The following is a 13,047-nucleotide window of genomic DNA, read 5'->3' as shown; positions in this document are numbered from 1 at the left end:
CACCCGAGGTTAGTCGTCTCCTCCGACACCTGCCGTCGGTGTCAGCGGACCGGGACCGCCCCGCTGAACACGGCCGGGAAGCGGTGCCCGTCGACGTCCACCGACAGGGTCACGCCACCGAGCTGGTCCTCCGGCACCGCGAAGGAGTAGACCGCGGTGGCCGTGCCACCCGGCTCGACGACGCCGGAGAAGTCGACCGTCCCGTCGTCGTAGAGCGGGCTCGCCTGGGTCGCCGCGGACCCGTAGGCCGCCTGCACCACGACGGCGCCGAGGTCCAGCGGCGCGCCGGAGCCGTTGGTCACCTCGAGGGTGAACACGACCTGGGGCTGCCCTGCGAGGGCGCCGGGACCGGTGTCGCTGGTGATCCCCTGCCGGGCCTCGACCAGCCGCACGGCGGCGCCGTCGGACCACCGGGCCGGCTCGGTGAAGTCCGCCGGCGTCGCCTCGACCGTGCGCGCCGACTCGGGCACTCCCTCGCGCAGCACCACGGGTGCCGCGGCCGCCTCGGTGGCCGGGGCGACCGGCTCCGTGGGCGTGGGGACGGCGTCCGGGTCGACCGGCTCCTCCTCGGCCGGCGGCGGCGCCGAGGAGGGAGCCGGCGCGGCCGCCGTCCCGGGGTCGTCGCCGCGGCCGAGGGTCAGCACCAGGGCGAGCGCGGCCGCGAGCAGGAGCACCAGGGCCGGGAGCAGCCGACGGCCGCGGGCCCGCAGACCCGCCGGGCCGCTCACGCGATCTCCCGGGCGACGAACTCGGTGAACCGCACGTCGACCGGCGCCGTGGCACTGCCGGACACGTACACCAGCAGTCCGACGCTGCCGGGGGCCTGCAGGGCCGCCGTGGTGTCGGTGCGGGTGAGGGTCGGGGTCGCCGGCTCGGTGGCCCCGGTCCACACCGTCGCCGTCAGCTGCGTGGTGCCGGTCCCGGCGACGGTGACCCGCACCTGGAGCTCCAGCCCCGGCGTGTAGGTCAGGCCCGTCACCGGCACCTCGGCGCCGATGAGCGTCTCGGTCGAGCCGGTTCGCCGCACCAGCCCGAGCCGCACGCTGCCGTCGCCCAGGACGCGCACCCGGCCGGAGTACTCCTCGCCGGCGGCGATCCGGCGGCCGGTCACGTACAGCGACGTCCCGCCGCCGGTCGGCACCGCGGACAGCGACACCACCGTCCGGACGTCGGCGGCCGTCTGCGACAGCGACCCGAGGAACGCGCCGGTGTTGGTGCCCCGGCCGGCGGCGAAGGTGGCGAGGCCACCGTCCACCGATTGCCGGGACGTGCCGGCCGACGCCGTCCACGCGCCACCGACGTCGGCGGTGCCCAGCCCAGCGGTGACCGACCGGTCGAAGGTGTCCGAGGCCAGCACGCCGTCGGCCGGCGGCTCCTCGACGTCGGGCTCGGTCACGGTGACCGACCGGGTGGCGGTGCCGGTGGCGCCGTCGTCGTCGGTGACGGTCAGCGTGACGGTGTAGGTCCCGGCCGCGGCGTAGGTGTGCGTCGCCGTGGTCCCCGAGCCCGCGGCGGTGCCGTCGCCCCAGTTCCACGACCAGGACGCGACGTCGCCGTCGGCGTCGGCCGAGGCGGTGCCGTCGACCGACACGTCGAGGTCGTCCGTGGTGGCGTCGAACGCCGCCGTCGGCGCCGCGTTGACCGGGGTGCCGCTCTCGACCGGGGTGACCCGGAAGGAGGTGACGCGCACGGCCGTGGCCGAGGTCGTCGACGACGGCCGGTAGGCCGCCAGGCCGACGCCGCCGGGCGCCTGCAGCGACGCGGTGGTGTCGGTGCGCACCAGCTGCGGGGACGCCGGCTCGGCCGAGCCCTCCGCCCACACCGTCGCCCGGATCTCCGTCGTGCCCGTGCCCGACACCTGCACCCGGGCGTTCAGCGTCGACCCGGGCGCGTAGGTCAGGCCCGGCACCTGGATCTCACCGCCCGGCCAGGACTCCGAGACGGCCAGCCGGGAGAGGGCCAGCCAGACCTGGCCCTCGGGCGTCACGCGCACGCGGACCCGGTAGTCCTGGTTGGCCGCCACCCGGCGGCCGCTGACGTAGACGTAGGTACCCGCGCCGGTCGGCATCGTCGAGAGGCGGAACGACGTCCGCACGTCGGCGGAGGTCTGGGACACGCCGCCGAGGTAGGAGCCGGTGTTGTTGCCGGCGCCGGGCAGGGCCAGCTCGGCCACGCCCGGGGTCACCGACTGGCGGGCGGCACCGGCCGCCACCGTCCACGGGCCACCCACGTCGGCCGTGCCGAGGCCGCCGGTGACCGACCGGTCGAAGCCGTCCTCGGCGAGCACGTCAGCCGCCGGGGCGGTCACCGTGACGTCGCGGGTCGCGGTGGCCGTCGCACCGTCGTCGTCGGTCACCGTCAGCGTCACCGGATACGTGCCGGCCGCGGCGTAGGCGTGCGTCGCGGTGGCGCCGGAGCCGGCGGCGGTGCCGTCACCCCAGTTCCACGACCAGGAGCCGACGCTGCCGTCCGGGTCGCTCGAGGCGTTCCCGTCGACGGAGACCTCCAGGCCGCTGACGGTCTCGGTGAACGAGGCCGTGGGCGCGGTGTTGGCCGCCGTCCCGGTGGCGAGGGCGAAGTGCTGCGCCACCTGCGCCGAGCTCAGCGCGACCGGGTAGACGGCCACCTCGTCGATCGCGCCCGTCAGGGACGGACCGGCGGGGGCGTCCGGGACGCCGGAGGCCACGGTGCCGCCGCCGAACATCCAGTACGCCGGCCCCACGCGGGTGTTGGCCCGGGTCATCGTGGCGTCGGCGGCCACCTGCTCGCCGTCGACGTAGAGCACCGTGCCGGTGCTGCCGACCGTGGCGACGAGGTGGTGCCACTGGCCATCGGTGACCGGCTCCGCGCTGCGGACGGTCTTGTACGTGGTCGCCCGTGGAGCGGTCGGCGCACGGGACGAGAGGCCGAAGGACACCCGGCCGCCGGAGTCGACGTACAGCGCCCGGTCCGTGTTCGCGACGTCGGCCGCGGCGAGGTCCTCCCCGTACTGGGCCACGAGGCCGCCGGCCGACGACGAGGTGCGCACCCACGCCTCGACCGAGAACGCGTCGCCGGGGGTGGTCACCGTGGCAGCGGTGGCGGCCAGGCCGGCGGTGGTCCCGTCGAGCGTGATGGCGGTGTCACCGGCGACGGCACCGGCGGTGCCGCGGGCGACGCCGGCGCCCTCGGTGAGGTTCGCCGTGCCGACGTGGTCGTAGGCCGTCGTGCCGGTCGACTCCCCGAGCCGCCAGTACTGGGCCGGCCCGTCGGCCAGGACGCCGTTGGCGTAGGCGCTGGTGGTCGAGGCCGCCGCCACCGAGTTCGACACCGCGCTGGTGACGGTGTTGCCGAACGGGTCGGTCACGACGACCCGGTACGTCGCGGTGGAGCCCGCGGGCACGGTGTCGGTGAACCGCTGCTGCGGCATCGTCCACCACGCGGAGGACACGGTCGCGGTGTGGATCGGCGTCGTCCCGCCGTTGCGGAACAGCTGGTAGGTGAGGTTCTCGTTGTCCATGTCCCACGACGACGGCCAGACGACCTCGACCTTGCCCGCGGTCACCGAGGTCGCCTGCGGGCGCATCTGGGCGGCCGACAGCTCGGGGCCCCGGTCGTTGGGGGCCACCGAGGACTTCGCGAAGCGGACCAGACCCGACTGCGCCCGCCCGTTCACCGAGGTGAACTCCCCGCCGAAGACGACGTAGTCGCCGCTGCCGGCGACCGACCAGGGGCCCTGGAACTGCTGCGTGTAGGTGCCGGCGTTGATCGTCGGCCAGAAGTGCAGGATGGTCGGGCTCGGCCGCCCCTCCCAGCTGGTGTAGCGCGGCAGGTCCGTGGTCGCGGTCAGCGTGCCGGTGGCGGCGACGGTCATCGCGGTGGCGCGCTGCCAGGTCCGCGGCGCGGGGTCGGGGAAGCTGCCGGCCGTGCTGCAGTCGTGGGCGTGGTTGGCGTTGTACAGGACGGTGCCGTCGGACCACGTGTCGTACGGGTCGCCGTGGCAGTCGTTCATCCACACCAGGTCCATCGTGGTGGGGTTGAAGGCGACCACACCCTCGACGTTGCCGACCTGGTAGGCGTAGACCGTCGCGTAGGCGACGCCGCCGTACATCTTCAGGCTCCAGGCACCGGCCGGGTCGCCGTGGTTGTTGATCCCCCAAGGCTGCGGCACGGTGTCGCCGCCGGAGGTGCTCACCGATGCGAGGGAGTAGGCGGTGACCCCGTTGACCTGGTCGAACTGGCCGCCCAGGACGATGCGGGTGCCGGTCGGGTCGACGACGATGCCCCGGACCGTGTTGTTGGCCGTGGGCGCCCAACCGGTCAGCGCGCCGTTCGTGGCCGAGAAGGCCGCCAGCCGGGTGCGGCTCTGCCCGCCCGCCGACGTGAAGTTGCCGCCGGCGTAGACCGTCGACCCCTGGACGGCGATCGAGTAGACCGCCTGGTTCGTCGTCGGCGCGAAGCCCGGCACGAGCGCGCCGGTGGCGACGTCGAACGCGGCGATGTGCCCGCGCGCGACGCCGTCGACGGTCGTGAAGTCCCCGCCCACGTAGATCCGCGAGCCGTCCGGCGAGGCGACGATGATCCGTCCCTGGCCGTTCAGCGTGTGGTTGAAGCTGTTGATCAGCGCACCCGTGCGGATGTCGAAGGCCAGCAGGTTCGCCCGCGGCGTGCCGGCGCCACCGCCGGCCGGCGTGGCGGTGGTGAAGCTGCCGGTGGCGTACACCGTGTTCCCCACGGCGACCATCGACCAGACGACCCCGTTGGTCTGCACGGTCGGCAGGGCGTCGGCGGACACGGTGCCCGGGGCCGGGGACGTGGGCGCGGTGTCGGCCCGGGCTGCGGATGCCGCGACGGTGCCGAGGGCGACGGCTCCCACGGTCAACGCCAGGCCGAGGCACGCGGCGACGGCTCTGCGGCCGAGACCGTTCACCATCGGAGATGCGGGATCGCTTCGCTTCACTGGCATGTCTCCCCGTCGAGATGGGTCGCCGCGCCGGTGCGGCGGACCGGGCGTGGGCTTCCCCGGCCTGTGGGCGATGGGTGGGTGCTGTCTCGGGACCGCGGTGCGGCGTCGCGGCTCGGAGAGGCCGGTCAGACGACGCGGGCGGGGCGGCCGGGCTCTCCGGCGCTGATCGCGGAGAGCGCCTTGCGCAGCATCGAGCTCGAGGTGTGCATCGTGTAGGGGAAGTACTTCACCTCGACCCCCACCGCGGCGAAGTCGCGCTCCAGCTTGTCGCCCTTGGGAGTGCCCCTCCAGTCATCACCCTTGAAGATGACGTCGAAGCGGACCTGCTCCCAGGTGTCGATCTTGTCCGGGACGACCTCCGCGTGGACGTCGTCGACGAAGCGCAGGCTGCGGACGATCTCCAGCCGCTCGGCCAGCGGGATGACCGGCAGGCGGCCCTTGGTCTGCAGCAGCATCTCGTCGGAGACGACTCCCGCGATGAGGACGTCGCAGTGCTCCTTGGCGTGCCTCAGGATGTTGAGGTGCCCGATGTGGAACAGGTCGTAGGCACCCGGCGCGTAGCCGACCACCGTCATGGGATCCCCCCGATCCTCCGCGGCCCGCCACTCCTCTGGGAGCCGTCGCCTGATGACAATGCGTCACGCAGGAACGACGACGGCGGCGCTCTGCTGCACGAACGCGGCGAAAGCTAACCGAGCCCGGTCACGCATGGTGATCTCTGGACGAAGCTTCACCCCATCGGGCGGCCGCGTCCCCCTCCTCGCGCCGACGGGGCCCCCTGACGGGTGAGGCGCTCCCCGGAGCGGGCTCCGACGGCCATCCACCGGGTTACGGTTTCGCTTTCCGACTGGGGCAACGGCCAGCGGAGCCGCGCCGGGACCGCCCCGCCGCCTCTGCTGCGAGTCGCACGGGGACAGGGAGCTGGGACGGGATGGAACTGAGGGACTACCTCGCGGCGGTGCGCCGGCACTGGGTGCTCTGGATCGCTGCCACGGTGGTCGGCGCGCTGGTGGCGCTGCTGGTCGTGGCGCAGACGCCGAAGACGTACGAGGCCACCTCGACGGTGTTCGCCTCCGTGTCACCGTCGATCCCGAACAACTCCTCGTTCGTGCAGTCGCGCGTGAAGAGCTATCCGGAACTCGTCGACAGCGCGGCGGTGCTCACCCCCGTCCTCGACGACCTCGACCTGGACGAGTCGCTGGCCGACCTGCGCTCCCGCGTCTCGGCGACCAACCCGGCCGACACGACCCAGCTGCTCGTGACCGTCAGCGGGCCCGACCCCGACGAGGCGGCCGCGGTCGCCAACGCGGTTGCGGACCAGTTCGCCGATGTCGTCGAGACGCTGGAGACGCCCTCGTCGGGCGACGAGCCGATCCACCTCACCCTCGCCGACCCGGCCGTGGCTCCGACGTCACCGTCCTCGCCGGTCACGCTCTACGTGGTTGCGCTGGGCGTGCTCGTCGGGCTCTTCCTCGGCCTGGCCGCAGCCGTCGTGCGCAGCCGGCTGGACCCGACCGTCCACGACGAGGACGACCTCCGCCGCGCGCTGGACGACGACGCACCCGAGCTGCTCGTGCAGCCGATCGGTCGCGGACGCCGCAGCGCGCTGACCGGGCATCCGGCGGTGACCCTCGCCCGCCGCCTCGAACTGCGTGCCGAGGAGCGGCCGATACGTGTGGTCCTCGCGTCGCCCTCGCCCGCCGAGACCCGGGCGACCCGCGCCTTCGCCGACCAGGTGGCCGAGGTCCTGCGCGGCCGCGGGCTGACGACCGCCGTGACCGGCCCGGACGATGCCGCCGGCGACGAGGAGGCGCGGGTGCGCCTGGAGATCGTCGACCCGCTCGTGCCGCAGCGGGTGTGGCAGCAGGTGGCGCGACGCTCCGATGTCGTGCTCGTCGTCGCCCGTGGCCGGGTCCAGGGCCGCGAGGTCCAGGAGATGCGCAGCATCCTGCGGGCGGTCGGCATCGTGCCGCTCGCCGTCGCGCTGGTGCCGCGTCGGCTCCGCCGCCTGCCGAAGGCCGCCGGACGGCCCCGCATTGACCCGCCGGCCGTACCGGGTGCCGGGCGGGGACCGGCCGACGCGCCGGCCCCGGTCGCCGGCCGTCCGGCCGAGGAGGAGCACGCCGGCGCGGAGCCGGCGGCCGCGTCGTCGGGTGGGGAGCACAGCCAGAGGTGGTGACGAGCTCCGCCACGCGCACCGGGCGTTCGGCGGAGGCCGCAGCGGCTGCACTGCTGCAGCGGCCGCCCCTCCGCCTCGTGGCGTGCACCTTCCTCCTGGTGCTCACCACGGTGGGCTGGCGGCGCGGGGAGTACTTCTCCGGTTCGCTGGACCCCGTGGTCCTCGCCAAGGGCCTGCTCAGCGTCACGGCCCTCGCCCTGGCGTTCCTCATGGCCCAGAAGGCGCGCCGGCTGGGCCTGGGGACCGGAAGCCTCTGGGTGCTGGCCGTGGTGCTCGCCACCTCCGCGCTGGGAGCGCTGACGCACGGCGTCGCGTTCGCCGGCGGGGTCGTGGCCGTGCGCGCGGCCATCCTGGCGGTGACCGTCGTGCTGCTGCTGCGCGCGTTCCCGTCTGCGCAGGTGTTCACGGCGCTCACCTGGTGCTGTGCCGCGCTCGGGGCCGTGGCCGCGACCACCGGGATCTCGACGCTGGGAGGCGGTCGGCTGTCCGGCGGCGTCCCGGAGATCGACCCCAACGAGCTCGCGCTGCTCGCGTCGTTCGTGGTGCTCCACGCCGCCTGGCGACTGGTCCTCGGCGGCGTGGGTCCCGTCGATCTCGCCGCCGCCACCGTGGCGTCCGGCGTGATCTGGGCGACCGGCTCGCGGACGGCGCTGCTCATGCTCGTCGCCGCGATCGTCGTCGTCCTGCTGCACGTCCGCCGTCCGCCGGTCGCGCTGGTGGTCGGCGGCCTGGTCCTGGCAGCCGTCGGCTGCCTGCTCGCCGCCACCGACCCCGGGGTGCTCACCGGGTTCCTGGAGCGGGACGGCGCGGGCACCAGCACCCTGGAGTCCCGCTTCATCGCCTGGGATGCGGCCACCACGTGGGCCGACGACGCCTGGCAGCTCGTCTTCGGAGGCGGCCTGTCGGTCAAGATCATCCCGGTCGCGGGCCAGTGGTGGGACACGCAGCCGCTGGACAGCAGCTGGGTGTCGCTCCTGGTGCAGACGGGCGTGCTGGGCCTGCTGGTCTGCGGCGCCTGGGCGCTCTGGGCCCTGCGCGGCGCCTTCCTGGCCCCCCGGGAGCACCGGGCCCTGTTCCTCGGACTCCTGGTCTTCCTGCTCGGCCGCAGCGTGCTGGAGAGCGGGCTGTTCGACGCCACGCCGGCCTTCCTGGGCTTCGTGGCGGTCTCCCTGCTCGCCGAGGGCGGGTCGCGCCGCCGGCTGGGCGACGAGCTGCGCCCGGCCGCGGTGGCCCCCTCCGCTCGCCCGGCCCCCGTGGACACCGTCCCGCACGCCGGCTGAGGGCTCGCCCCGCGGCCCGCTCCGCACGACCGCGCGAACGAGGGCCCCAGGCTCCGTCCTCTGCGCCGAGCCGGGACCCCGGCCGGGTTGGCGACCGGCGCCCGGCCGCCGGCGCGGTCAGGCGGGAACGGGCTCCGGCTGCCGGCGGGCTCGGCGGGTCATCGGCACGACCACTGCCTGCCGGACCGCGACCGCGGTCAGCGCGGGGCCGGCCGCGAGGGCGAGCGGCGCCCAGGCCACCGAGCCCGGCGCCAGGAGGACGAGGGCGGCCACGGCACCCAGGGAGCCGAACTCGAGGATGCGCAGCAGCAGCACCCGCTGCTGCCCGCCGTGGACCGAGGCCAGGGACGAGTACGGCAGCAGCACGGCACCGGCTGCGGCGTACGCGGTCCAGCCGATGACGGCCGCCACGGGGACCGCGTAGCCGCCGCCCGTGAGCGCGGGTCCGAGCCACGGCAGCGCGCCCAGCCCGGCGGCGCCGATCAGCAGGATGCCTGCGGTCAGCCCCAGTGCGGCACGGTCCGCGGTGCGCAGCGCCGATGGCGCCGCCGCCCCCCGGTCGCGCAGGACCACGAAGTGCGGGAGGAGGAACGACCCGACCCCTGCGACCAGGGTCAGCATGGGAGCGGTGTAGACCCGCGCGGCCTCCAGCGGTCCGTACGCGGCCGCGCCGACCGCGGCCACGACGAGCACGCGCAGCAGGGTCAGCGAGACCGGCCGGATGGTCTGGGCGGCTGCCCGCCAGGTGCCGAAGGCCGCGACGGCGCGCAGGTCCGGCCGCCGCCAGGGGCCGGACGGCCGCTCGGGCCCGGGCACCAGGAACCAGGCGACGACGGCGGCGGCGGTCTGCCCGGCCAGCAGGGCCACCACGAAGGAGCTCAGCGTGACCCCGCCGGCCAGCCCGGCCGCGCCGAGCGCGGCCATCGCGCCGACCAGGCTGGTCGTGTCGACCACCGGCAGCGCCCGGTACCGGCCGGTGGCCATGAGCAGCCGGCGCAGCGTGTCCTCGACGACGAAGGCGGCGCACGCGGGGCCGAGCAGCAGCCCCGCCCACACCGGTACCAGCCCGCTGACCAGGGCCGCGCCCGCGCCGGCGAGCGCGGCGGCGGTGGAGACGAGCACCGTCCAGACGTGCAGGCCGGCGCGCACCCCCCGCTCGCGCCGATCGAGGACGGTCAGGGAGTCGCCGACCATCCCGCTGCACACCGCGGTGACGAGGACGAGCGCGCCGTAGACGAGCGCGAAGACGGCGAGCCCACCGGCGCCGAGCAGCCTCGCGGCGGCGACCTGGAGCGCGAGGCCGGCCACCGCCTGCGTGCCCTGGCCCAGCACCGCCGCCGTCGCCCGCCGGCGCAGCAGTCGCAGCACCCAGGAGGTCACCGCGGGATCCTCCCGGACGTCAGCGGGCGTCCGCGGCGACGGCGCGCCGCTGGCGCAGGGAGTGCCGGACGAGCCGGGCGACGACGTGCCCCCGGGTGTCCCGCGGGCTCACGTAGCAGCGGGGCAGGGTGACCCGGTCCCCTGGGACGTAGTCCCCCGTCACGCAGGCGTTGTCGTAGCCCGCGGCGCGGACGGCGTCGGCCGCGGCCGCGTCGTAGGAGCCGTACGGGTAGCAGAAGCCGGGGACCTCGCGCTGCAGGACGTCCTCGAGCACCCGCCGGCTCTGCCCGACCTCGGCGGCGAGTTCGGCCGGGTCGGCATCTGCGAGCCGGGCGTGGGTCATGGTGTGGCTGCCGACCTCTTGCCCGGCGGCGGCCACGGCACGCACCTGGTCGGCGTCCATGATCCGGAAGCGCGGACCGGTGTCCCAGGTGTTCTCCCCGCCCATCCGCCCGGCGACGACGTACACCGTCCCGGTCATGCCGTGCCGCTCGAGCACCGGGACGGCGTGGTCGAGGAAGTCGGTGTAGCCGTCGTCGAAGGTGAGGCCGACCAACCGGTCGGCCGCACCTCGGTCGACGGCGCGCACCAGCTCGGTCTGCGAGACCCCGCGCAGGCCGAGCCGGCGCAGCAGCCGCAGGTGCCGGTCCAGCCGGTCGGGGTGCACCCGGAGGTGGTGCGGGTCCGGCTCCGTGGACGGGCTGATCGAGTGGTACATGAGGATCGGGGGGACGGGCAGCCGAGCGCCCGCGCCGCTCACCGGGAGCTCTCCGCGCTCGCGAGCGCCCCGGCCGCGGGCACCGCCACGGCGGCACCGCGCCCGGAGCCGGCGCCTCCCAGGGCGGCCACCGCCGCCACCAGCTCGGCGGTGTACCGCTCGGGAGCGTGCAGACGGCGGGCCCGCGCGGCGTCGGCCAGCGCGGCCTCGCGGCACCGGGGCCACTCGTCGACGATCTGCTGCACCGCGTCTGCCCAGTCGCCGGGCCGGCCGGGGTCGACGGCCCGCGCCGCGGCGTACCCCGCCACGGCCTCCCGGAGGCCGCTGTGGGCGCTCACCACCAGCGGCCGGGCGGCCTGCAGGGCCTCCACCGCGGTGTTGCCGAACGACTCGTCCCCGACCGAGGGCACCAGCACCACGTCGGCTTCGGCGAGGTGCGGCCAGACGTCGGCCCGGAAGCCCGGGAAGTCGACGCGCTCGTCGAGGTCGGCGTCGGCCACTGCGGAGCGGAGCTCCTCCTCGAACCACTCGTAGCCCGGGAACACGGAGCCGACCAGGGTGAGGTGGGCGTCCACGCCCCGGTCCAGCAGCTCGCGCAGGCTCGCCACGGCGACCTGCGGGCCCTTGCGGGGCGAGAGCCGGCCGACGTAGAGCAGCCGCACCGGACCGGACAGCTGCGCGCGGGCCGGGACGGGGTCGGCCGGCCCGCGGACGGCGTTGTGCACCACCGTGCTCCGGCGGCGCAGGCGGGGTGCCACCTCGGCGAGCACGTCGAGGGTGAAGCGGCTGTTGGCCACGATGCGGTCCGCCAGGGCGGGGCACAGCGCCATGCCGTGCCGCAGCAGACGCGGCGCCGACTGCTCGGCCTCGTGCACGTGGCACACCGACCGCCGGCCGGCGAGACGGGCCAGCAGCGGCCAGGACGGGAGGGTCAGGGTGCTGACGTAGACCCCGGCGGCACCGTGCCGGCGCAGCAGCCGCAGCGCGGGCAGGAAGCCCCGGACGGCCTGGCCGACGAGTGAGAGGGCACCGCGCGGGCGCAGCGCCGAGTTGCGCAGGACCGGCATCGGGCACTGCTCCACGCGCAGGCCGCGGGCCTCGAGCTCGCCGACCAGCGGGCCGGGGCCGGGCAGGGCGACGGTCACCGCGAAGCGGGTGGCGAGCGCCGTCGCGGACTCCAGCAGCACCCGGTCGGCGCCGTACAGCTCCGCGCCCGGGTGCACGACCAGGAGCGGGGGGCGGTTCGAGTCCTCCGCGCTGCTCATCGCGGCAACCGCCCCATCTCCCGGAACCACTTCACCGCGGCGAGGGCGAGGAACCCGGCGGCCGCCAGGAAGAGGACGGCGTAGACGGGGACGAACAGCCACGGAAGGCCGAACAGGACGAAGGCGCAGGCCAGCAGGCCGTAATCGGTCGGCAACGTCAGGAGGGAGCGGCCGATGCCGACCTTCTCGGCGGTCGGCTGCGCGCGGGTGGGCACCCCGTGCTGCGCGCGCAGCGCCTCGTTGAGCATCGTCCCGAAGTACGTCACCGCGTCGACGACGCAGTAGCCGAGCGGCACCAGCAGCCAGCGCGGGTCCACGTCGGCGAAGCGGTGGAGCCCGATGAGCACGCCCAGGTGCAGGCTCGAGGCCTTGGCGGCGTCGACCATGTGGTCGAGCCACTCCCCGGCCGGCGACCCGCCGCCGCGCAGCCGGGCCAGCTGCCCGTCAGCAGCGTCCAGCGCGTAGCCGAGCACCAGGCAGCCGGCCACGGCCAGCCCCATCGGCACCGACGGCGGGACGAGCGCGAGCAGGGCGATGCCCGTGGCCGTGAACACGGCGCTGATCGCGGTGACCGCGTTGGGGGTGAGCCGGGCGTGGAAGGCCAGCGCGGCGAACAGCCGGCCGAGCCGCCGGTTGACGAACCGGGAGTACGCCGGTGCACCGGCGGCCCCCTTCTGAGCGGCCGACAGCCTGCGCAGCGTCTCCCGCAGCCCCGCCGCGGCAGGCTTCCCCGGGCGGGAATCGACGACCGCCGTCACCTGTGCCTCCGTGTCCTCTGTCCGTGCGGGCACGCCACCGTCCACCGGGCGGCGTCCTGCCCGTGTGACCAGCATCGACGGCCGACGCCCCCAGAGGGGAGACCTGGCGGGTTCCCCTCACCCACACGGGTCAGCGCGGGCCGGCCGTCACCCGACCGGGGGAACGGTCAGGCTGTCGAACCGGCCGCCGGCGACGACCTGGGTCCCGCCGCCGGTCACCACGAGCGCCTCGACCACGTTGCTGGTGGCGGTGTTGCCGTCGCGGTTGCCCTCGACCGGGCCGACGCCGGGCACCGGCGCCCAGGGGAGCAGGCTGCCGTCGCCGGCGCTGACGGCGGCGAGCCGGCTGCGGCTGACCCCGCCGACCGCGGTGATCGCGCCCCCGAGGTAGGCCCTGTCCGCGGTGGCCGCGATGGCCCGCACCTGGCTGTTCACGGCCGGCCGCCAGCTGTCAGCAGCGTCCCGGTGGCCGTGTCGAACGCGGCGACCCGGTTGCGGGCCTGCCCGTCGACCTGGGGGCGA

The 13,047-nt window shown here is 75.5% G+C and carries 10 protein-coding genes; 2 read left to right on the top strand and 8 right to left on the bottom strand.

Annotated features, from left to right (window positions below):
- Positions 1–41 precede the first annotated feature (41 nt).
- The 3 genes from ACI797_RS03460 to ACI797_RS03450 form a co-directional block, all read right to left on the bottom strand.
- The gene (locus ACI797_RS03460) at positions 42–728 is read right to left on the bottom strand and encodes a hypothetical protein (RefSeq protein ID WP_456857116.1); all 687 of its coding nucleotides are present in this window, start codon (positions 726–728) and stop codon (positions 42–44) included.
- A complete protein-coding gene (locus tag ACI797_RS03455; RefSeq protein WP_456857115.1) occupies positions 725–4,855 on the bottom strand; it encodes a PKD domain-containing protein in 4,131 nt (1,376 codons plus the stop codon). Before ACI797_RS03455 ends, ACI797_RS03460 begins: the two co-directional genes overlap by 4 nt.
- Before the next feature lie 215 nt (positions 4,856–5,070).
- On the bottom strand, positions 5,071–5,520 hold the full coding sequence (locus ACI797_RS03450; protein ID WP_456857114.1) for an adenylyltransferase/cytidyltransferase family protein: 450 nt from the start codon (positions 5,518–5,520) through the stop codon (positions 5,071–5,073).
- A gap of 356 nt (positions 5,521–5,876) precedes the next feature.
- Here ACI797_RS03450 and ACI797_RS03445 point away from each other — a divergent pair, with 356 nt between their 5' ends.
- Both ACI797_RS03445 and ACI797_RS03440 read left to right on the top strand, forming a co-directional pair.
- On the top strand, positions 5,877–7,124 hold the full coding sequence (locus ACI797_RS03445; RefSeq protein ID WP_456857113.1) for a YveK family protein: 1,248 nt from the start codon (positions 5,877–5,879) through the stop codon (positions 7,122–7,124).
- A gap of 77 nt (positions 7,125–7,201) precedes the next feature.
- Positions 7,202–8,404: an O-antigen ligase family protein gene (locus tag ACI797_RS03440; RefSeq protein ID WP_456857112.1), complete on the top strand. Its 1,203-nt coding sequence runs from the start codon at positions 7,202–7,204 to the stop codon at positions 8,402–8,404.
- Positions 8,405–8,521: 117 nt separating this feature from the next.
- On the opposite strand, the gene ACI797_RS03435 is transcribed toward ACI797_RS03440, so the two are convergent.
- The 5 genes from ACI797_RS03435 to ACI797_RS03415 form a co-directional block, all read right to left on the bottom strand.
- Positions 8,522–9,784, bottom strand: a complete 1,263-nt coding sequence (locus tag ACI797_RS03435) for an oligosaccharide flippase family protein (RefSeq protein ID WP_456857111.1) — start codon at positions 9,782–9,784, stop codon at positions 8,522–8,524.
- Between the two features lie 19 nt (positions 9,785–9,803).
- Complete coding sequence (locus ACI797_RS03430) at positions 9,804–10,544, bottom strand: polysaccharide deacetylase family protein (RefSeq protein WP_456857110.1); 741 nt, start codon at positions 10,542–10,544, stop codon at positions 9,804–9,806.
- Positions 10,541–11,767 carry a glycosyltransferase family 4 protein gene (locus tag ACI797_RS03425; protein WP_456857109.1) on the bottom strand — a complete coding sequence of 409 codons (1,227 nt, stop codon included), beginning with the start codon at positions 11,765–11,767 and terminating at the stop codon, positions 10,541–10,543. The genes ACI797_RS03430 and ACI797_RS03425 overlap by 4 nt, the downstream gene beginning before the upstream one ends.
- A complete protein-coding gene (locus ACI797_RS03420; protein WP_456857108.1) occupies positions 11,764–12,525 on the bottom strand; it encodes a CDP-alcohol phosphatidyltransferase family protein in 762 nt (253 codons plus the stop codon). Before ACI797_RS03420 ends, ACI797_RS03425 begins: the two co-directional genes overlap by 4 nt.
- Positions 12,526–12,672: 147 nt before the next feature.
- Positions 12,673–12,960: a hypothetical protein gene (locus ACI797_RS03415; RefSeq protein WP_456857107.1), complete on the bottom strand. Its 288-nt coding sequence runs from the start codon at positions 12,958–12,960 to the stop codon at positions 12,673–12,675.
- Positions 12,961–13,047: the final 87 nt, after the last annotated feature.

This window comes from Geodermatophilus sp. SYSU D00691 (assembly GCF_054050275.1).
This window is presented reverse-complemented; position numbering and strand designations above follow the sequence as displayed.